This is a genomic window from Alkalidesulfovibrio alkalitolerans DSM 16529, from assembly GCF_000422245.1.
Classification (GTDB): domain Bacteria; phylum Desulfobacterota; class Desulfovibrionia; order Desulfovibrionales; family Desulfovibrionaceae; genus Alkalidesulfovibrio; species Alkalidesulfovibrio alkalitolerans.
Genome location: NZ_ATHI01000003.1, coordinates 107,374 through 127,760, shown reverse-complemented (window position 1 = coordinate 127,760; position 20,387 = coordinate 107,374). Strand labels below are relative to the sequence as shown.

Annotated in this window: 19 protein-coding genes and 2 tRNA genes; 13 read left to right on the top strand and 8 right to left on the bottom strand. The window is 65.9% G+C overall.

The annotated features are described in order from the left end of the window. Positions 1–89: 89 nt before the first annotated feature. The 8 genes from DSAT_RS01970 (at position 90) to DSAT_RS01935 (ending at position 6,820) form a co-directional block, all read left to right on the top strand. Positions 90–1,028 (top strand): branched-chain amino acid ABC transporter permease, encoded by a 939-nt coding sequence (locus DSAT_RS01970; RefSeq protein WP_020885901.1) that lies wholly within the window; start codon positions 90–92, stop codon positions 1,026–1,028. Between the two features lie 13 nt (positions 1,029–1,041). After that, a complete protein-coding gene (locus DSAT_RS01965; RefSeq protein ID WP_040370603.1) occupies positions 1,042–2,115 on the top strand; it encodes a branched-chain amino acid ABC transporter permease in 1,074 nt (357 codons plus the stop codon). 10 nt (positions 2,116–2,125) lie between these two features. Beyond that, complete coding sequence (locus tag DSAT_RS01960; protein ID WP_020885899.1) at positions 2,126–2,893, top strand: ABC transporter ATP-binding protein; 768 nt, start codon at positions 2,126–2,128, stop codon at positions 2,891–2,893. A gap of 271 nt (positions 2,894–3,164) precedes the next feature. Next, complete coding sequence (locus tag DSAT_RS01955; protein ID WP_020885898.1) at positions 3,165–3,890, top strand: ABC transporter ATP-binding protein; 726 nt, start codon at positions 3,165–3,167, stop codon at positions 3,888–3,890. 58 nt (positions 3,891–3,948) lie between these two features. Beyond that, on the top strand, positions 3,949–4,473 hold the full coding sequence (gene thrB / locus DSAT_RS01950) for a homoserine kinase (protein ID WP_020885897.1): 525 nt from the start codon (positions 3,949–3,951) through the stop codon (positions 4,471–4,473). Next, positions 4,470–5,054 carry a hypothetical protein gene (locus DSAT_RS01945; protein ID WP_020885896.1) on the top strand — a complete coding sequence of 195 codons (585 nt, stop codon included), beginning with the start codon at positions 4,470–4,472 and terminating at the stop codon, positions 5,052–5,054. The genes thrB and DSAT_RS01945 overlap by 4 nt, the downstream gene beginning before the upstream one ends. Positions 5,055–5,059: 5 nt before the next feature. Next, entirely contained in the window at positions 5,060–6,214 is a 1,155-nt protein-coding gene (locus DSAT_RS01940) for a THUMP domain-containing class I SAM-dependent RNA methyltransferase (protein WP_020885895.1), read from the top strand. Between the two features lie 144 nt (positions 6,215–6,358). Further along, on the top strand, positions 6,359–6,820 hold the full coding sequence (locus DSAT_RS01935) for an Hsp20/alpha crystallin family protein (protein ID WP_020885894.1): 462 nt from the start codon (positions 6,359–6,361) through the stop codon (positions 6,818–6,820). A gap of 251 nt (positions 6,821–7,071) precedes the next feature. Here the strand turns inward: DSAT_RS01935 and DSAT_RS01930 are convergent, their stop codons facing one another. Then, the gene (locus DSAT_RS01930) at positions 7,072–8,904 is read right to left on the bottom strand and encodes a hypothetical protein (RefSeq protein ID WP_020885893.1); all 1,833 of its coding nucleotides are present in this window, start codon (positions 8,902–8,904) and stop codon (positions 7,072–7,074) included. 119 nt (positions 8,905–9,023) lie between these two features. On the opposite strand from DSAT_RS01930, the gene DSAT_RS14715 reads away from it, so the two are divergent. After that, complete coding sequence (locus DSAT_RS14715) at positions 9,024–10,478, top strand: ferric reductase-like transmembrane domain-containing protein (RefSeq protein ID WP_084712749.1); 1,455 nt, start codon at positions 9,024–9,026, stop codon at positions 10,476–10,478. Between the two features lie 147 nt (positions 10,479–10,625). Continuing rightward, positions 10,626–11,048 (top strand): hypothetical protein, encoded by a 423-nt coding sequence (locus tag DSAT_RS01920; RefSeq protein ID WP_020885891.1) that lies wholly within the window; start codon positions 10,626–10,628, stop codon positions 11,046–11,048. Positions 11,049–11,192: 144 nt separating this feature from the next. Here DSAT_RS01920 and DSAT_RS01915 read toward each other — a convergent pair whose 3' ends face one another. The 3 genes from DSAT_RS01915 to DSAT_RS01905 form a co-directional block, all read right to left on the bottom strand. Next, positions 11,193–11,660, bottom strand: coding sequence for a hypothetical protein (locus DSAT_RS01915; RefSeq protein ID WP_020885890.1), 468 nt, complete (start codon positions 11,658–11,660; stop codon positions 11,193–11,195). A gap of 172 nt (positions 11,661–11,832) precedes the next feature. Further along, positions 11,833–13,068 carry a vWA domain-containing protein gene (locus DSAT_RS01910; protein WP_020885889.1) on the bottom strand — a complete coding sequence of 412 codons (1,236 nt, stop codon included), beginning with the start codon at positions 13,066–13,068 and terminating at the stop codon, positions 11,833–11,835. Beyond that, the gene (locus DSAT_RS01905) at positions 13,065–14,060 is read right to left on the bottom strand and encodes an ATP-binding protein (RefSeq protein WP_020885888.1); all 996 of its coding nucleotides are present in this window, start codon (positions 14,058–14,060) and stop codon (positions 13,065–13,067) included. The genes DSAT_RS01910 and DSAT_RS01905 overlap by 4 nt, the downstream gene beginning before the upstream one ends. 107 nt (positions 14,061–14,167) lie before the next feature. Between DSAT_RS01905 and DSAT_RS01900 the strand changes: the two genes are divergently transcribed. The 3 genes from DSAT_RS01900 (at position 14,168) to DSAT_RS01890 (ending at position 19,052) form a co-directional block, all read left to right on the top strand. Further along, positions 14,168–15,307 carry an ABC transporter substrate-binding protein gene (locus DSAT_RS01900; RefSeq protein WP_020885887.1) on the top strand — a complete coding sequence of 380 codons (1,140 nt, stop codon included), beginning with the start codon at positions 14,168–14,170 and terminating at the stop codon, positions 15,305–15,307. Between the two features lie 4 nt (positions 15,308–15,311). Beyond that, entirely contained in the window at positions 15,312–17,390 is a 2,079-nt protein-coding gene (locus DSAT_RS01895; protein WP_040370566.1) for a sensor histidine kinase, read from the top strand. Positions 17,391–17,513: 123 nt separating this feature from the next. Then, positions 17,514–19,052 carry a two-component system sensor histidine kinase NtrB gene (locus tag DSAT_RS01890; RefSeq protein ID WP_020885885.1) on the top strand — a complete coding sequence of 513 codons (1,539 nt, stop codon included), beginning with the start codon at positions 17,514–17,516 and terminating at the stop codon, positions 19,050–19,052. 117 nt (positions 19,053–19,169) lie between these two features. On the opposite strand, the gene DSAT_RS01885 is transcribed toward DSAT_RS01890, so the two are convergent. The 4 genes from DSAT_RS01885 to DSAT_RS01870 form a co-directional block, all read right to left on the bottom strand. Continuing rightward, positions 19,170–19,247: transfer RNA gene (locus DSAT_RS01885), tRNA-Glu, on the bottom strand. 31 nt (positions 19,248–19,278) lie between these two features. Next, a tRNA-Gln gene (locus DSAT_RS01880) sits at positions 19,279–19,352 on the bottom strand. 52 nt (positions 19,353–19,404) lie between these two features. Next, a complete protein-coding gene (locus tag DSAT_RS01875) occupies positions 19,405–19,758 on the bottom strand; it encodes a hypothetical protein (protein WP_020885884.1) in 354 nt (117 codons plus the stop codon). After that, on the bottom strand, positions 19,755–20,300 hold the full coding sequence (locus DSAT_RS01870) for a DciA family protein (protein WP_020885883.1): 546 nt from the start codon (positions 20,298–20,300) through the stop codon (positions 19,755–19,757). The genes DSAT_RS01875 and DSAT_RS01870 overlap by 4 nt, the downstream gene beginning before the upstream one ends. Positions 20,301–20,387: the final 87 nt, after the last annotated feature.

Here is a 20,387-nt window from a genome sequence, read left to right as displayed (position 1 = left end):
GTGGATCGTTCGGCCCCGAACGGTTGACGACGAACCGGAAGGCGGTTTAGACCGCCTTCCGGAACTTTTCATTCAGACAAGGCGGCCCCATGGAGATTTTTCTCAGCACGCTGGTCCAAAACGTCCTGAACGCGTTGCAGTGGGGGAGCTTCTACTCCCTGATCGCCCTTGGCTACTGTCTGGTCTACGGCGTTTTGCAGCTCATCAACTTTGCCCATGGCGACATTTTCATGGTCGGCGCCTACATCGCCTATTTCGTGGCGACGCTTTTCCTGGGCGTGCAGTTCGGCCTCATCCCGCCCGGCATGCCCGGATGGATGGTACTGGCCCTGGCCGTGCCGCTGACGATGATCCTCACGGCCATGGTCGGCGTAACGTTAGAACGGGTAGCCTACCGGCCGCTCCGGCGCAAGGGCGCGCACCGGCTCTACGTGGTCATCACCGCGCTGATGTGCGGCCTGATCCTTGAGCACGCCAACCTGGCCCTGCTCGGCGCCTCGCGCCGCAGATTTCCCCACCTGATCGAGGAGCGGCTGTGGGACTTCGGCTTCTTCTCGGTGACCAACCTGAAGGTCATGGTCATCCTGGCGGCCCTGCTCGTCTTCATCGGACTTCGCCTGATCGTCACCAGAACCAGAATCGGGATGGCCATGCGCGCCATCTCCTGGGACCGCTTCGCCATTCCGCTGATGGGCATCCCGGTCGATTCGGTAATCATCTTCACCTTCATCCTGGGCAGTTCCATCGCGGGCCTTGGCGGCCTGCTTTTCGCCATGTCCTACCCGGTGCTCGAACCCTATATGGGCGCGCTCATCGGCTGGAAAGCCTTCATTGCGGCCGTGGTCGGAGGCATCGGTTCCATCCGCGGCGCCTACGTGGGCGGCTTCCTGCTCGGATTCGTGGAGATCATGGTCGTGGCCATCTTCCCGTCCACCTTCCGCGACCTGATCAGCTTCACCATCCTGCTCATGATCCTGAGCTACAAGCCCACTGGCCTGTTCGGCATGGCCAGGACCACAAAGATCTGAGGCTGTCCCAATGATACAACGCCTAAGCGTCCCCCTCCTTCTCACGGCCTGCCTCGTGATCGCCATCGGCATGGTCCAGGGTGGAGTCCTCGACGGCTACGCCCAGATGGTCTTCATGTTCGTGGGCATCAACATCATCATGGCCACGAGCCTGAACCTGATCAACGGCAACATGGGCGAGTTCGCCTGTGGCCATGCGGGCTTCATGGCCGTGGGCGCCTACGTCTCCTCGGTCCTGACCGTGGCCTTCCTCACGGACAGCCGTTTCGGCCCGGCCATTCTGCCGGAATCCGCGGCCCTGTGGTTCTTCCCGGTCTCGCTCCTGGCGGGCGCGGCCGTGGCCGCCGTGGCCGGGCTGCTCGTCGCCTTCCCCTCGTTCAAGACGCGCGGCGACTATCTGGCCATCATCACCATCGCGGCCAGCTACATCATCAAGAGCGCCATCGAGAACATCGACGCCGTGGGCGGCGCGCGTGGCTTCATGGGCATGAGCCGGGTCGTCTCGGCCATGAACTCGACCATCGACCTGCCCTGGATGATCATTTGGACTTTCGGCTCGGCGGTCCTGTGCGTCTTCGTCATCCGCCGCTACGTCTCCTCGACCTACGGCAAAGGCGTCATGGCCATCTGCCAGGACGAGGTCGCGGCCAACATCATGAGCGTGAACACCAACCGGGTGAAACTCGTAACCTTCATGCTCTCCTCGGGCTTGGCGGGCCTGGCGGGCGGGCTCTTCGCCCACGCCATCGGCTACGTGAACCCCGGCAACTTCACCATCCTCAAGTCCACCGAGGCCATGGTCATGGTCTACCTGGGCGGCATGGGCTCGCTTTCGGGCGCGGTCATGGCGGCCATATTGATCACCTTCCTCATGGAGAGCCTGCGCTTCCTGATCCCGATGCTGGACACGGCCCTGCACGCCGTCTACCTGCTGCCCGACGGCTACGAACTGACCCAGGTCTGGAAGTGGGTCATCATCCCGCTGCTCCTGATCCTACTGATGATGTTCAGGCCCGAAGGCATCATGGGCAACAAGGAAATCTCGGACGTGTTCCCCAAACTCAAGAAATTCTACACGTTCAAATAGCGAGTCGCAGATGGCCCTTCTCGATGTCCAGAACCTGACCATGCGCTTCGGCGGCCTGACCGCCGTGAGCGACTTCTCCTGCCAGATGCAGGGCGGCGAGCTCATGGGGCTCATCGGCCCCAACGGCGCGGGTAAGACCACCGTCTTCAACATGGTTTCGGGCTTTTACACGCCGAGCGAAGGCGCGATCGTCTTCGACGGCACGCCCACGGCAGGCCTCAAGCCCTTCCAGGTGACCACCCTGGGCATCGCGCGTACCTTCCAGAACATCCGGCTATGGCACAACCTGTCCGTTCTGGACAACATCCGCATCGCCCAGCACTCGCGCATGGGTTACTCCGCCTGGGACAGTTTCCTGCGCACGAAGCGCTACATGGAGGCCGAGAAGCGCATCGACGCGACCGCCCTCGAGCTTCTGGAGGCCATGGACCTTCTGCGCTTCAAGGACGAATTGCCCAAGAACCTGCCCTACGGCCTGCAGCGCAAGGTCGAGATCGCCCGGGCCATGTCCACCAAGCCCAAGCTCCTGCTGCTGGACGAACCGGCCGCGGGCCTCAGCTCTTCGGACGTGCGCGGGCTCATCGAACTCGTCCGCTGGATTCACAAGAATTTCCCGATCACCATCTGGATGATCGAACACCAGATGACCGTGGTCATGAGCCTGTGCCAATGGATCAAGGTCATCGACTTCGGCCGGACCATCGCCGAAGGCACGCCCGAGGACATCCAGGCGAACCCGGTGGTCATCAAGGCCTATCTGGGCGACGACCAGATTTGACGATTTCGCGCTGCACGGCCTTCGACCGGGCCGCAAGCGCATCGACGCGCGTTCCGCGTCACCGCGCCCGGGCCATGGCCCTTCGGACGCAGGAAAGAAGGCCGGAGGCCGAGCTTGTTGACGAACTCTTTTTTCAGGCTGCTGAAAAAGCACCCAATGCAAGGCGCACAAGAAGCTCAAGATCGACGCGTAATTGAACTACGCGAGGATTTGAACTTGTCGCGGCAACGCAGCAGATGGGACTTTTGGGACGGCCTGGGCCGGAGGCTGAATGTATCTTGAAGTTCGCGACCTGGTGGTCAAATACGGCAACATCGAGGCATTGCACGGCATCAGCTTCGGCGTGGAGCGCGGCGAGATCGTGACTCTCATCGGCGCCAACGGCGCGGGCAAGACCACGACCCTGCACTCAATCATGCGCCTTCCGCCGCCCGAGGCCCCCAAGGTCGTTTCCGGCGACATCCTGCTGGACGGCAAGTCGCTGCTCAAGGTTCCGCCGCACGACGTGGTGGCCAAGCTGCACATGGCCCTGGCCCCCGAGGGCAGGCACATCTTCGGCAACCTCACGGTGGAGGAGAACCTGGAACTGGCCACCTATGCGCGGCCCAAGGGGTCGTCCGTCAAGGACGACTACGACCGCGTCTACGCCCTGTTCCCGCGCCTGGCCGAGCGCCGCAAACAGCGCAGCGAGCAGCTTTCGGGCGGCGAGCAGCAGATGCTGGCCGTGGGCCGGGCGCTCATGACCCGCTGCCAGTTCCTGCTCCTGGACGAGCCCTCCATGGGTCTGGCCCCGCTCCTGATGTACGACATGTTCCGGGCGCTCAAGCAGCTCAACGCCGAGGGCATGACCATCCTGCTCATCGAGCAGAACGCCAAGCTGGCCCTGACCTTCGCCCACCGGGGGTATCTGCTGGACACGGGCGAGATCGTGACCAGTGGGCCGTGCGCCGAACTGATGCACGACCCCGTGGTCAAGAAAGCCTATCTGGGCGGCTGAGGCGCGCGCCGCAAATCCCTGCTTGCCGGGTCCGGGGACATGCTGCTACGAAGCCCCCATGCCCCTTTCCGACACCACCTGCCTGACCCTGATCGGCATCGCCGGGGCGGGCAAATCCACCCTGGCCCCGATCCTCGCCCGCCGCCTGGGCTGGGAGTGGATCGACACCGACCGGCTCATCGAGGCCACGCACGGCGAGCGCCTGCAGGCCATCATGGACGCCGTTGGCGCGGCCGAATTCCTGCGCATCGAGGAAGAGGCCGTGGTCGGTTTCGCGGCCCAGCGCATGGTCGTCTCCACGGGCGGCAGCGTGGTCTATTCCGAGAAGGCCATGCAGCGCCTCAAGCTGCTCGGGCCCATCGTCTTTCTGGACGTCCGCCTCGACGTTTTCGAACGCCGCGTGGGCGCGGCAAAGGGCCGGGCCTTTGTCTGCACGGAGGGCAAACGGCCCGGCGACGTCTGGTCCGAACGCAGGCCTCTGTATCAGGCGCACGCCGACATTACCGTCTGCACGGACGCATCCGAGCCCGAAGAGTGCGCCGCCGAAATAATCCGACGCCTTTCGGAGCTCCCCCCGCGATGAGCCGCGCCACCGTCTTCCGCAAGCTCGAGGCGCTGTACCGCGATATGCAGACCGCCTACGACGAGGTCTCGGGGGCCATGGGCCACACCTGCGACGACTGCGCGCGCAACTGCTGCGTCTCATACTTCCAGCACCACACCTACGTTGAATGGGCCTTTTTCTGGACCGGGCTCAAGTCCCTGCCCCAGGCGGATCGCGAGGCCGTGGAATCCGCCGCGGCCACGGCCGTGTCGCAGGCCCGCGCCGCCCTGGCGCAAGGCCTGGAACCGCGCATCATGTGCCCGGTGAACGTGGATGGCCGCTGTTCCATGTACCGTCACCGCCTGATGATCTGCCGCCTGCACGGCGTGCCCAACGTGGTCCGTTCGCCGCGCGGAGGCGCGCAGACCTTTCCCGGCTGCTGGCTCTCGCAGGAGATCACGGCCAGGATCGGCGGCCAGATCCCGCACCTGGACCGCACGCCCTTCTACGTGCGTCTCGCGACCCTGGAACGCGAGTTCCTGGGCTCCAAGACCGGCAAGCTGCCCAAGGTGGACGCCACCCTGGCCGAACTGATCGTCGCGGGCGAGCCGCGTCCCTGACACGCATGGCCTTTTCCGCCGCACCCATCCTCCTGACCTGCCCCAAGGGTATGCCGCCGTTTCTGGCCCAGGAGGTCCGCGCCCTCGGTTTCGAGGCCGAGGAGATGACCGCGGGCGTCCTCGCGCACGGCGGTCTGACGGACTGCATGTATTTCAACCTGCACCTGCGCACGGCCCACAGAGTGCTTTACGAAGCGTGGCGCGGAACAGTCGCCGATCCGGACGCACTCTACGCGGCCGCGCACCGGCTGCCATGGGAGGAGTGGTTCGCGCCGGGCGCGCCCTTCACCATCTCCTCCAGCGTGCGCACCGAGACCATCCGCGACGCCCGCTTCGCCAATCTGCGCCTGAAGGACGCCATCGCGGACCGCTTCCGCGCCCGCACGGGCTCTCGCCCCGACTCTGGCCGCGCCGCATCCGCCGCGTCCGTGTTCTTGCACTGGCAGGACGAGGCGGCCACGATCTATCTGGACACCACGGGCGAACCGCTGACGCGACGCGGCTACCGTCTTGCCCCGCACAAGGCCCCCATGCAGGAGACCCTGGCCGCGGCCTGCCTGATCGCGGCCGGGTACGACGGTGAGACGCCGCTCGTGAACCCCATGTGCGGCAGCGGCACCCTGGCCGTCGAGGCCGCGCTGATGGCCACGCGCACCGCGCCGGGACTGCTTCGCACCGGGTTCGCCTTTCGCCATCTCGCGGCCTTCGACGAGAAGGTCTGGCAGTCCATGCGCGCCGAGGCGCGCGCGGCCATGCGACCCGCGCCCGCGCCCATCTCGGCCACGGACATAGACCCGCGCGCCGTGATCGCGACGCGCGAAAACGCTCAGGACGCGGGCATGGACGCCTACGTAAGCGCCAGTGTTTGCGATTTTCGCGACACGCCGCTGCCTGCCGAGCCCGGGCTGATCGTCATGAATCCCGAGTACGGCCACCGCCTGGGCGGCGAGGACAAGCTCGCGGCCCTCTACCCGGCCATGGGCGACTGGCTGAAGCGCTCGGCCCAGGGCTGGCGGGCGGCAGTGTTCACGGGCAACCTGGAGTTGGCCAAGCACATCGGGCTTCGCCCCTCGCGCCGCATCCCCCTTTGGAACGCCAAGATCGAATGCCGCCTGCTGCTCTTCGATCTCTACGCGGGCAGCCGCAAGCCCGTGGGTTGAGGCGTCGCCTCGGCCCGAGATCCGGCTCCGAATTCATTCCTCGCTTCTTTCTCCACCCTCTTGACTGACGCCGCGAACGAGATAATTTTATCTTAAGGCCTTGTGCAACAGGCCTACATTTCAGACGTTTTCAGGAGGTTTGCCATGTTCAAGAATTGGCTTCCCGAGTTGCGTCGTCGTTCTTTGGAAACCAGCCGCCCCACGAGCATCGCCGATCTCATGGAGGAATTCTGGAAGGAGCCACTGAAGGCCTTCGACGATTTTCCCGCCTTCAGGGGCATGGGCTATCCGGCGGTGAACGTGGCCGAGGACGACAAGCGGGTCACGGTCACGGCCGAGCTGCCCGGCGTGGATCCCAAGGAGATCGAGGTCACGCTGGAGCGGGGCGTGCTGACCATCCGGGGCGAGAAGAAATTCGAGGACGAGGAGAAGAAGGACAACTACCACCGCATCGAGCGCAGCTACGGCTCCTTCAGCCGCTCGGTGTCCCTGCCCCGTCCGGTCAAGGAGGACGAGGTCAAGGCGTCCTACAAGGACGGCGTACTGACCATTGAGATGCCCCTGGCCGAGGAGGCCAAGGCCAGGAAGATCGCCATCCAGTCCTGATCCGGCAAGGCTGCGTAAAAGCGCCGGGGCCGACGTGTATTTCGCATACATGAGGGTCCGGCGCTTTCGCCGCAACGCCCCAGACGACGCCTTTTCAGCGCCTCGACGACAACTTCCACGCAGCAGGGCACTCAAAAGACGGCAGATGCAAGGCGCGAGAGTCGGTCAAGGCCGACGCGTATTTCAAATACGCGTCGGCCTTGACCGGCTCGAAGCAACGCCGCAGATGACGCCTTTTCAGCGCCCTGCCCCTATTCCTCGCGCGGTTCGGGCGCCTTACCCATGAAGGCCACCCTCGGGTCCGGGCAGGCCCACAGCGTCACGGCCAGGCCATTTTGCCCCGCAAGGTCGCGCGGCAGTTCGATCACGGCCCTGGCCGCTGCGTCCTCCCACCCCTTGGGCGGCTCGAAACGCAGTAAACGACCCTCGATGCGCGCGGGACAGACCACGCGGCGCTCGCCGTCGCGAAGCCCCACGCCGCAGCCGTGACCTTCGAGGGCCACGGAAAAGGCCAGACGGAACAGGGGATTTTTCACGTCCGGCCGCAGCACCTGGGTCGGGCGCGGGTGCTCCACGGGCGTCTTGTCCTCGCCGGGCCAGGGCAGGTGCGCATAGGCCGGGCCGTGCACGCCCTGGCCGTAAACGCCCGGCGGCACGTCCCGCTGCTCCCAGTCCTCGGGCGCGGGCCAGTCCAGGCCCGCCTTGAGGCTGATCACCGGGGCGTGGTCCCATTTCACGTCCGGCCTGAGCCTGAAGTCGTCCTTTTCGGGCTTCACGAACAGCGGGCCGCGACCGAAACTGCCCTGCCGCTCCTGCCCGGCCTCGCGCAGACGCACGTCGAGCGGCGAGGCGCACAGGTCGCAGTCGAAGACCACGGTGTCGGGCCAGATGCCGGGCAGCGGGAAATCATCGTCCGTGAGCGGCCGAGGCTCCTCGCCCGGCTCGACCGGGCGGTTGTCGATGGCGTTGCCCAGATGGCGCATGTGCACCACGTCGCCGCTCTTGATGTAGCTACCCCGGATGCGCCAGGAGTTGTTGAAGACGTGGAACGGCTCCATCTTCGCGCGCTCTTCTTCCGAAAGGCCCGAGAACTTGAAGACCCTGCCCCCGGAGTTGGGGTCGCCCGGCTCGCCGGGGCGATCGAGGCCGAAGCCCTTGTTGTCGAAGAAGAACCAGTGGCCGCCCTCCACGCCGTCCAGGCTGAACCAAGCGTGCGCGCCGCGGATGACGTTGCCGTGCACCCACCAGTTGCGGCCCCTGTTCTCCGGCTCCACCACGTTGTCGCGCACCCGTTCGAAGATGTTGTCCGCGACCTCCACGTTCTGGTTCGTGCCGGGCTTCTTGCCCTTCAGGCGCACGGCGTTGAAGACGTCGCGCACGATGCAGCCGCGCACCACCACGCCGCCCGCGATGTCGCGCGCGCCCACGAGACCTCCGTTGTAGTGCTTGTAAGCCCCGTACTTGACGTCGAACCAGGGCACGTTGCGCCAGATGCTGCTCGATGGGTCCTGCCGCCAGCGGACCTTCTCCACCAGGATGTGGCGGCAGTCCTCGCCACGCGCGAAGATCAGGTAGTTGGAGCCGCGCGCCGTGATGTCGCGGATGGTCACGTAGCGGCAGTTCTTGAGGTAGATGAAGCAGGGCCAGGATTCCGAGACGTCGAAGCCCGAAATCTCGATCCACTCGCAGTCCTCGAAGCGGAAAAAGGCGAAATCCTCGTCCGTGGGGTTCGTGCCCCAGGCGTCGCGCACCGTCATTCCCGGCCCCACCAGCCGGGTCTGCTTGCCGCCCTCGCCCATGATGCGCACGGGGTTGTCCGGCTGGCCGCGAAGACCCCGAAAGACGTAAGGCGCTGGCTTGCCGACCGTCGAGGACAGACCGGGCACGCCGACCATGGCCTGCTCGGCGGCCGTGCGGTAGGTGCCCGAGTGCAGCCGGATGAACCCGCCCGCGTAAATCGCGCCGTGTGACACGGCCTCGGCCGCGCGGGCCAGGGTCACGGTGCGCACGAACTCCTTGTCCTCCTTGACGTACCGGGGCTCGCCGCCCGGCGTGACGTGTATAGCTCCCTGGCGCAAGAACATCGCTTTCCTCCGGTGCAGGCTGCCGACTCGGGCCGCGCGTCACGTGACGGCGACGCTTCCCTTTTATCGGCAAGACGGATGAGGTCAACCGTTTTCGCCGCAAGTTCCCCGACACGTTCATGAAACCCGTGCACGTCAGGCCTTTTCCTGCTACATGCCACCTGATGGAGCGCATCGAACATCCGACCCCGGCGCGCAGGCGCGTTCTGGCGCGAATCTGGCTGCTTGCCTTTTGCGGCATGCTCGCGGTCGCCAATCTGGCCTTCGTCTTCACCCGGCTGGACCGCCTAGCCTCGCCGACCCTCATCGACGCCACAGGCGACCTGGGCAACTTCTTCGCTTTCAACGGCCTGGTGCTGCTCACCGCGACCATGCTCATGGGCTCGCGCAATCCTTGGATCGAGGGCGTCTTCGGCCTGGACAAGCTCATGCTCTGGCACCGCACCCTGGGCATCCTCACGGTGCTCTTCTTCTGCGGCCACACGGGCTTTCGCTCCTGGTCCATCTCCATGCAACGCGGCCGGACCTACGACCTCTCGCTGCTCTACTCCCTGGAACTGGCCGAGTGGGACGTGGTCATGGGCAGGGTGGCGCTCTTCCTGATGATCGCGGCCGCAACCCTGGCGCTTCTCGGCAACCGTCGCCAGATCCTGCGCTACAAGGCGTGGAAGCGGCCGCACCTGCTGCTCTACGCGGCCGCGCTGCTCGGCTTCGCGCACGGCATGCTGCACGGCGACGACCTGCCCACCGCACCCTTCTTTTGGCAGTGGGCGTTGCTCCTGGGGCTCGTGTTGGCGGATGCCCTGCGCCGCCTGCGCTACGTCCTCAGGCGCGACCCCGAGCGCGTGTGGAGCGTGGAGGCCGTGCGCGCGGAGACGCGCGACACCACGACCCTGTTCCTGCGCCACGACGGCGGCTGCCCGCACTTCGCGGCCCGCAGGCCGGGGCAGTTCGCGGTCGTGCGCCTGCCGCGCGTGCCGCACCTGGACGAGCCGCACCCCTTCACCCTTTCGGGCGCGGCCGCGACGGAGCCGAATCGTCTCGCGCTGACCGTCAAGGTCGCGGGCGACTTCACCGAGGAATTCGTGCGCGTGATGCCGGGCACACAGGTGCTGTGCGAGGGACCCTACGGGGTCTTCTGCTCCGACGTGCTGGAGCAGGAGCGGCTGGTCTTCATCGCAGGCGGGGTGGGCGCGACACCGTTTCTGAGCGTTCTTCGCACCTTCGCCGTCACGGGGCGGGCCGTGCCCACGCTTTTCGTCTGGTCCAACAAGCGCCGCCGCGACGTTTTCGCGGCCGACGAACTGGCCGACCTGTGCGCGCGGCTGCCGCTTCGCGTGGTCCACTTCCTGAGCCGCGAGACCCCGGAATCCCTGGCAGAAATCCCTCAGACGCCGGGCGTGACGCACCTGCCCGGCCGGGTGGACGCGGACCGGCTCGCATCGCTGTGCGACGGCTGCGAATCCTTCCATCTCTGCGGTCCGGAGGCATTTCAGGAGAGCGTGCTGCGCTGCCTGGAGGAGCGCCTGGACGTTCCCCGGCGGCGCGTGTCGCGCGAACTGTTCTTCTGGTAGCCGCGCGATCCGTCGTTCCCATCCCGACGGGGATGGCATTGCCGCGCAATGTGGTGTAGTCTCGAATCAATTCCCGTCCGCGCGCCCCATCCTGTGCGTCACGCCGGGGGAGGCGCGCCGAAACCGGACGCCCCACGGAGGCACGACATGTCCCTCTTGCAGCGCATCGCCCTGGCCTATCTGGCCGGGACCATCGGCGGCCTAGCCAACAGCCTGATGAATTGGGCCGGGTTCGCCTCGGGTCTGGCGCAACTGCTCGGCAATCCGCTCGTGCCCGCCTTCACGGCCGCCTGGCTCTACCCCCGGCTGGTCTGGGGCGGCCTTTGGGGCCTTCTCTTCCTCACGCCGTTCATGACCGAACGGCCGGTGGTCCGCGGCCTCGTCCTCTCCGCGCTGCCCTCGGCAGCCATGCTGTTCCTCTTCCTGCCCATGCAGGGCCAGGGAATCCTCGGGCTCGAAATGGGCTACGGCACGCCGCTCTTCGTCATCGCCTGCAATCTGGCCTGGGGCTTGTTCGCGGGCTTCTTCTGGGGGCTTATGAACCCGCTCCGCCGAGGCCGCGCACGCTGAACCGCGCGTTTTTTCAACCCACTGCCGACAGTTCAAACTGCGCTAGATGCAAGGCACAAGAAAGCGCCGGGCCCGACGTGTATTTCTGATACGCGAGAGGTCGGCGCTTTCGCAGCAACGCCGCAGATGGCGTTTTTTCAACTGTCAGGGCCGGAGCAGTTTGGAGCGCGCCACATATCCCGCGAGCTTCCTGGCCGCGTCTTCGCTCATGCGCGCCTCGCGCTCAATGCGGACCTCGCCCGAATCCACGGCCGCGAGCAGGGCCGTCTCAATGGATTGGCGCAGGGATTCCACGGCCTTGGCAAGCTCCTCCTCGAAGACGTTGCCGTCCGGCCGCCAGGGCAAGACCGCGAAGCGCCGCCCTCTGCCGCCGTGAAGCTCCAGAAGCGGCAGGTCGTCGCGGCCGTCAAGATGCGAGGGGCGAAGCGCTTCGCCCTCGGGCTCCCGGTCCTGGCCGTCTTTGGCGAAGAGGGCCACAGGCACGGGCACGGCAGTCTCCACGCGGCCGGGGATCGGGTTCAGCGCCGCCTCCTCGGGCGTGTACTCGATCTCGTACCAGAACACGGGCCGGTGGTTGCCCTGTTTCTTGCGGATGCCCCAAACAATGCGCATGTCTTTTCTCCGTGCCCCTTCCAACAGGATGTTGAAACAACACCATCTGCTGCGTTGCCGCAAAAAGTTCAAATCCTCGCGTATCAACTATACGCGTCGGCCTTGAACTTTTTTTGCGCCTTGCATCTGGCGCTGTTTGAACGGCCTCGGAACAAGGCTTTTACAAACCCGTTCACCCGATAACGTCCTCGCCGAGCGCCACGGCCCGGCCGAAGGGAAGACTGTGCGCAAAGCGCGGATTGTCCCCGGCCAGCACCCAGAGCACGGGCGAAGGCGGCGGCGGGGGAAAATCCGCGCACTCGCCGTCCGTGAAATAGACCACCGCGCCATCCTCCTCGCCCCGCTCGCGCAGCCACTCGAATCCCGGCCGGTAGCTCGTGCCGCCGCCGCCCGTCGGATGCGGAACGTCACCGGGGAAGAGCACCTCGCTCCCGGCCACGGCCGCGTCCACGTAGAGCACGCGAAGCCCGTGCTCCTGCCCGGCCTCGCCGAGCAGTTCCAGGCATTCGGCCACGAGCGCGCTCAAAGCCTGCCTATCCACGGAGCCGCTGGTGTCCACCATGGCCGTCAGACGGCCCATGCGCCGCCCCGAAAGCCCCGGCAGAACCACGCCAGAGGGCAGGTAGCGGCGGTTGGGCATGGTCCACAGGTAGTCGGTGCGCGCCGATTCTTCCAGAAATCGCGCCAATTCCTGCCGCCAGTCGATCCTCCCGCCGCCGGGCAGACGCGCCGCGATCACCCTGGCCAGCCGCTCCGGCATGCGGGCCAAGCCCCCGGCGGCGTGCATCGCCTCGCGCAGGGCCAGGCCCCACAGCCGTTGCTCGGCCTCGCGCGCGGCCTCGTCGCGGTCGGGAAAGTCGCGCACCTCGCCCACGCCGCCGGGATCGGCCTCCTGATCCGCCAAAACGGCGGCCTGATCGTGCGCCGTGTCCTTGGGCACGTCGTCGCCGGGCTCGTCCGGCCGCTTCCCCCTGCCTTGCCGCGATTGCTCGGGCTCCGCGCCGGGCAGGCTCTCGTAGATGTCCTCGGCGGCCATGCGCGCGTAAGACGCGTTGAACAGCCGCCCCGTGGGCAGCCTGAACCCGGCCTCCTGCACCAGCGGGTTGACCGCGTAGTCCGTGGCCGCGTTCCAGCGCGATGCCTCGCGCCCGCCTCGCCGCAGGTGATGGGCCAGCGCCAGGTGCAGCACCTCGTGCGCCACCGCGCCCACGAGTTCGTCGTCCGAAAGCCGATTCAGCCGATCAGGGTTGACGGCCAGGGTTTTTCCGTCGGTCCAAAGCCCCGCGCAAGCCGAGTCCTCGGCCAGACGCAGACGCAGGGCCAGAACGCCGAAGAAGGGCGCGCGCATGAGCAGTTCCACCCGCGCCCGGGCAAGGCGCTCGACAGCCGATCCCGGCTCGCGGTTCACACCAATACCTCGGCGTGGGCCGCGGCCCAGTCGGAAAAGGCGGGCAAGTCGGCCAGGGCCGGGGCGCGCTGCACGGCCTCGCGTACCATGAGCACGGAGAATTCGGCGGGCAGCCGCCCGGCGTAGGCCGCAAGCGCCGCGAATGTCTCGGGGCGCACGCGCGCGGCCAGGGACAGGCACAGGGCGTACAGGGCCGATATTTCGCCGGGAACGGCCGCGCCCGCGGGATCGGCCAGCACCGCGTCCGCATCCGGGATCAGCCCGTAGACGCGCGAGAAGGCCAGGAATTCGTGGGCGAAGGCGTGGCCCGCCGCGCCCGCCAAGAGGTCGAACACGATGTCCTCGGGCGGCGAGGCCGCGAGCAGCGCGCCCGCGTGGGCCACGGTGCGCGGGCTTGGGCTGTTGGCCATGTCCGGGCTCGGCTCGAAGGCGGTCAGAAACTCCGGCTTGAAACGCACGAAGGCCGTGAGTTCGTGCGGCAGTCCCCTGCTCGCGGCCCAGGCGCACCAATCGTCCACGTCCGGCTCCAGGGTCAGAATGGAGACGAAGCGCGACTTGACCGGTTCGAGCACTCCCTGCACGCCTGCCCGGTCCTGACGGCGGTTGGTGGCCGCGACGAAGGTCATGTGCCCGCTCACGGCGTGGCCTCCTACCCGCCGGGCGAGGAGAAGTTGCATGGCCGCAGCCTGCACCGCGGCCGGGGCCTGCCCCAGGTCGTCCATGAAGCAGATCGTGGGCCGAGCGGCCTCGATCAGCCCACGCAGATCGCCGAAGGGCAGGAATTCGGCCCGGCCATCGACCACGAAGGGCATGCCCTTGTAGTCCGTGGGGTCGCTGATGACCGGATGCGTCAGGATCAGGTCGAACCCTTGGTCTTGGGCGACCTGGGAGACGATGTCCGACTTGCCCACGCCGGGCGGGCCGACCACCAGGACGGGAAAGCGATTGGTCACGGCCAGGGCCAGGGCTTTCTTCAAACTCGACGGTCTCATTGCGCCTCCCGATTCCTCGCGTATCTCCCGGATAGCAAAAAATTCCGCTGAACAAAATGCGCCCGCGCGCATTGTCAGGCCGCCCCACGCTGGTATAGGGTTTCCGCATGCGCGCGGATCGGCACCGACTGCTTGGGCGCGTCGCGGCCCTCGCCCTGTGGTTGGCCTGCCTCGGCTTGGCGGGCTGCGGCAGCGACCCCATCGTCATCGGCTTTCTCGGCCCCCTGGAGGGCAAGTATTCCGATCTCGGCGTGCAAGGCCGAAACGGCGCGCTGTTGGCCATCGAGGATCTGAACGAACGCGGCGGCATCGCCGGACGCCCCCTCGAATTCATGCCTCTGGACGACGGCGGCGACGAAACCGTGGCCCGCACTGCGTTCACAAGCCTCGCCACAGCCAGGGTCGCGGCGGTCGTCGGCCCCATGACCAGCAACGTGGCCATGGCCCTCGTGCCCGTGGCTTCGGCCCAGAACGTCACGCTCGTTTCCCCGACGGTCTCCACTCCCCTGCTCGGCGGCAAGAAGGACACATTTTTCAGAGTCGTGCCGCAAAGCGCCCATTGGGCCGACGCGCTGGCTCACTACGCATTCACGCGCGAAGGCGTGGAAACCCTGGCGGCCGTCACGGATCTGGACAACGCCGCCTTCACCCTTCCCTACGCGGAGACCTTTCTCGCCTCGTTCACCGGCCAGGGCGGCCAGGTTCTGGACGACATCCGGTTGCACACCTCGCAGGTCGTGGACTGGAGACCCATTGCCGAGCGCATCGCAAAAGCCTCCCCCGAGGCCGTCATCGCCACCCTCTCCGCGCGCGACACGGCCTTTCTGGCGCGCGAGATTCGCCTCCTGGGTCTTAATGTCCGCCTGTACGGCTCCATGTGGGCCTACACCCAGGAGATCCTGCAAGCGGGTGGGCGCTCCGTGGACGGCATCGTCTTCAGTGTGGGATACGACGAGAGCAACCCCTTGCCCGCTTTCCGGGAATTCAAACGGCGTTACGAGATGCGCTTCGGCTGGCCTCCCAATTTCGCGGCCTGCTTCTCCTACGAGGCCGTCATGGCCCTGGCCAGGGCCCTGGAGTGGACACGCGGCTCGGCCACGGGACTGCCCGAGGCCATGGTCGCGCTCGGCCGCATCGACAGCCTGCAAGGTCCCATGACCTTCGACGAATATGGCGACGTTGAGCGTGCGGCCTTCATCATGACCATCCGCGAACGCGCGTTCGTGACCATCGATACCATCCGGTAGCCACGTGACTGCGTCCCAAAGCCCCACCCTCGACCACCTCGTCCGCAGACGGCTTCTGCCCTGGATGGTCGTGCCGCTGGTGCTGACCGTGCTGGCCCTGGGCTTCTTCCTGGTGCGCCTGCGCCTGGACGCCGTGGAGCAGGAAAACGCCGTGCTCGCGGGCGCCCTGGCCGAAAACGTCCAGATATACCTCGACGCCTCGGTGTCGGCCCTGGGCTATCTGGCTCGGCTGCACGACATGGACGCCTCGCCCATGGCCATGGCCTCGGCGGTCAGGAGCCTGCAGGCGGACATGCGTTTCGAGCGCATCCTGCTGCTCGACTCCGCCAACACAGTGCTCGAAGCCCATCCCACGGGCATGCCCGGCCTGGACTTTCCGGTATTCTTCCCCTCGGCCGCAGCCACGCGCAACGTGGCCTCCAGGCCGCTGTACTCGGCCGAAACGGGCCTTTTGACCATCTATCTCCGGCATCCCGCGTCGCGCGGCAACGTGGTCGTGGGCGAGTTGAACCTCTCGGCATTGCAGAACCATCTCAAGACCTTCTCCCCGGCCTCGGCCGAGGTCGTCTTCCTGTGCGACGCCTTCGGCAACGTCATCGCCCATCCCGATCCGTTGCTCGTGCGCACCCAGGCCAACCTCGGCGGCATGCCGCTCCTGCGTGAGGCGGAAGCCAGCGGCGGGCCGCAGCCTCACTTCGCTTTCTTCCGGCACGGCGGGGAAGCGTGGTTCGGTACGGTTCTTCCCATTTCCGGCCCAGGCTGGCGGCTGGTGATCCTCAATTCAGCACGAAGCGTGCTCATGCCCATCGCCAGCCCGACCGGCCTCTTCCTTATCGTGGCCTTGTGCTACGTGGCCTTCCTGGCCCTTTTGACCGTGGACCAGCTCAGGCGACACATCGTCTTGCCCGTGAACGATCTCACCGAGGCCATCGACGACGTGGCGCGCGGCGACCATGCCCGGCCCATCGCGACCCAGCAGGGATTCCGCGAACTCGCGCTCATGGCGCGCCGTTTCGAGGACATGGTCCGCACCGTGGCTGAGCGCGAGGAAGCGCTCAGGCTCTCGCGCGAAAACTACCGCTCCATCTTCGAGAACGCGGCCGAAGGTATCGTGCAAACCACGCCCGAGGGTCGCGTCCTGTCCGCCAATCCGGCGGCGGCGCGTATCTTCGGCCTGCCCTCGCCCGAAGACGCCCTGACGCGCTTTACCGACATCGGGACGCAGATCTACGCCGACCCGGCAGACAGGCAGCGCCTCATGCGCGCCCTGAGCACCAAGGGCGAGGCCTTCATGCAAGTCCCGGTCAGGCGCGTGGACGGTCAAAACCTGTGGGTCGAGGTCCACTCCAGGGCCGTGCTCAATGAAGACGGATCGATCGCACACATCGAGAGCATCCTCTCCGACATCACCGAGCGCCGTGAGGCCGAAGAACGCCTGCGCGCCTCGCTGACGGAGAAGGACGTGCTGCTCAAGGAGATCCACCATCGGGTCAAGAACAACCTGCAGATCATTTCGAGCCTTCTGTATCTGCAAACGCTCTCTCTCAAGGACGAAGAGGCCCAGACCGCCTTCCAAGAGAGCCAGAACCGCATCGCCACCATGGCCCTGGTGCACGAGGAGCTCTACCGGTCCAAGGACTTCAGCCGTGTGGACCTGCGCGAGTACGCGCACAAGCTCGTGGCCCGCGTGCTCCAGGGGATCGGGAACGGTCGCGTGCGCGTGGAGCATGCGACGCAGGAACTGCGCCTGCCCCTTCAAACGGCCATTCCCTGCGGTTTGGTGCTGAACGAGCTTGTGACCAACGCGGTCAAGCACGCCTTTGCCGGACCGGGCGAGCATGCCCTCTTCGTGACCATCCGGGCCGAGGACGGCATGGGCGTATTGCTGCTCGAAGACAACGGCAAGGGGCTGCCGTTCGGATTCAAGCCGGAAAAATGCGAGACTCTGGGCATGCAGCTCGTCACCCGCCTGGCTATCCAGATCGGCGGACGGTTAGAGGCGGGTCCTTCTCCAAGGGGAGGCGCATCATTCCGGCTTGTCTTCCCGCTGATCGAGGGCGACGGCCAAGCGCCTCTGGTCTGACGTCGCCGCAATTGCCATCCCGGGCGAGCACGGGTAGGGGGAAGAGACGCATGCAGACGGCAACGCGGCGGGTGGCGCTTTTGGAGCCCCCGCCATAACGCGGACCCACGGGCAGGAAGGCGCATGAATCTCGACAAAGAGCACGAAGGCACTTTTTGCGTTCTCGACTCGGGCGAGTTCCAGTTCCACGTGGGCATCGTGGGCACCGGCCCGGGCTTCCTCACCATCCTCGACATCGCGCGCGACGAGGCTTCGCAGGAATATCTGCCGCGCATGCGGCTGTGCGGCGTGGCCAAGGTCGGCATGTCCGAATCGCCCAAGCTCGAAGCGGCCCGGGGTATGAACATTCCCATCCATGCCACCGTGGAGGAGTTGCTCGAAGCGCATCCCGAGATCAACCTGGTCATCGAACTGACCGCCTCGCTGCCCATGGTGCGCCTGCTTCGCACCCGGCTGCCGTCCGCGGTCTCGCTCGTCGACCACGCCGCGGCCGTGTTCCTGTGCGGCCTGCACAACATGCTTCAGGTCGCCCGCTACCAGCAATTCACTCTGAAGAACCAGCGCGCGTTGATGCAGGTCATCATTGACGAGGTGCGCGACGACATTCTTCTCCTGGACAAAAACCGCTGTGTGGTGGACCTGAACCAAGTCGTGGCCGAACGGACGGGCAGGACCAAAGAGGAACTGATCGGCAAGCCCTGCCACGACGTGCAGGTGCTGGACGCGGGAGCGCCCTTCTGCGAAGCCTGTGCGACCGATTGCCCCTTCGACGTGACGCTGCGCACCCGTGCCAACGCCGAGGCTCTTGTCTCGCGCGTGGACGACGCGGGCAGGCTGCGCTATTTCCGCATCTACTCCTACCCCGTGCTCAACAAGCGCGGCGACCTGACCCACATCCTGGTCATGCGCCGCGACATCACGGAACGCACCCAACGCGAGAAGAACCTGCACCAGACCGAAAAACTGGCCGTGATCGGCGAGATGTCCACCTACCTGGCCCACGAGATCAGGAACCCGCTTTTCGCCATCGGCGGCTTCGTGAACTCGCTCTTGCGCTCCAAGAACCTGGACGAAAACGAACGCGACAAGGTGCGTATCATCGCCGAGGAGACCAAACGGCTGGACGTGCTGCTGAAAAGCATCCTGACCTTCGTCAAGCCCGAGTCCCGGCAGATGGGCGGCGCGGACCTCAACCGCACGGCGCGAGAGACCGTGGAGCTGATGCGCATCGGCTACGGCGGCCAGGGCTATTCCCTGGGGCTGCGCGAAGCGCCGGGGATGCCGCACGCGCGCGGCGAGCCGGAGTTGATCAAGCAGTGCCTGATCAACCTGGTCAAGAACGCCGTGGAGGCCATGCCCGGAGGCGGAGTCATCGAGGTGGAGACAGGCTTTGACGGCGGCGCTCCGTTCGTGCGCGTGCGCGACAACGGTCCGGGCATCCCGGCTTCGGAGATGGACAAGCTCTTCAGCCCCTTCTATTCCACTAAGGAGCAGGGCTACGGGCTCGGGCTGGCCATGATCAAGAAAATCGTGGAGGAGGCAGGCGGCCGCGTGGAGCTGTCGAGCATCGTTGGCGAGGGCACGACCGTGACGCTCTTCTTCGAGCCGGAGTTGGCCGCAGGAGTCAACAACGGCGGCGACAAAGAAATTCTTTCGGTTTAACAGGCCGATGAAGAAATGAGTTTCTCAACAGCCTCTTAAGAAGCAACTCACAACCCAGGTTTCGCCTTCCGTTAAAGAAAAAAGGGACCGTGATCGCTCACGGTCCCTTGATTTTCTTGGCGTCCCCAGGGGGATTTGAACCCCCGTCGCCAACGTGAAAGGCTGGTGTCCTGGGCCAGGCTAGACGATGGGGACGCATGGTGGGGGAATACCCCCGTTTATCTCTTGGCTGGGGGACTAGGATTCGAACCTAGGTTGGCGGGGCCAGAACCCGCAGTCCTGCCGCTAGACGATCCCCCAACTTGGGAAGCCGTTCATTAATGACCGGCTCGAAAAATGTCAAGAAAAAGCGCTAGACGATCTTCGCCAGACGCCGCGTCTTTTTCTTCAGCTTGCTGATCTTGCGGCGCTCGATCTCGCGGGCCTTGCGGTTGGTGGCCTCGGCACGCTTGGTCTTCAGATCGCGCATCTGGGCCTTGAGTTTCAGGATGTTCTCCTTGTTCAGCTCGGCGGGCGTGGGCTCGGTGTCCTCGATGCCAAACAGCTCCTTGATGATGGCGACCAGCTCTTCCTTGCTCTTGCCGGACGCGCCGGTGATCTGCGGGAGCTTCTCCATGCACATTTCCCGCAGTTCCTTCTGGGTCATCTTCTCCAGCGGCTTGGTCAGCCCCAGATCCTCGAACTTGACCTCGATAACGTCGCTCATGAGTGTCCTCCGGTATCTCGTTCGCCGACAAAACGGCGCACATACGCCTGATAACTCCGGGCGACGGCGGAATCGGACCGGAGCAGATGCTCAAGCCCGCCCAGGGCCTGGGGCGCCTTCGGCCGGGGATGATCCGACGCGGACGCCCGCTCGCCTATGCCGTCGAGCGGAATTCGGCCATCTATCAACTCAAAGACCACTTTGTCAAAATGTTCCTGACCCAAAAAAGCGTTCACCCGGGCCAAAATCTCCGGGGCCAGGAAACCGAGTTCCTGCATGACCAGCGGTTCGTCCGCGCCGAGCACCAGGGTGCGCCCCCTGCTGCCAAGCGGCTTGGCCATCTCGGCCAGATGCGACCCCAGCACCTCGCTCCAGGCGCGCCACAGCGCCACCAACCGGACGCGATCCGAGCCACCCAGCCGCTGCCACAGGTCGGACAGCATCTCTCCCGCGCGAGGAGCCACGCCTTCGCGGTTGTCCTTGCTGCGCCTGCGAAAGACCCGGCGGCGGGTCCAGGGATCGTGTTTTTCGTCGGCGGCCATGCGGCCTTCATGCCCCAGGCGGACGTCGGCCGCAAGGGCGTATGCAGCGCGACATTGGCCAAGCGGCCCGGCCTGTGCTAGGTGTGC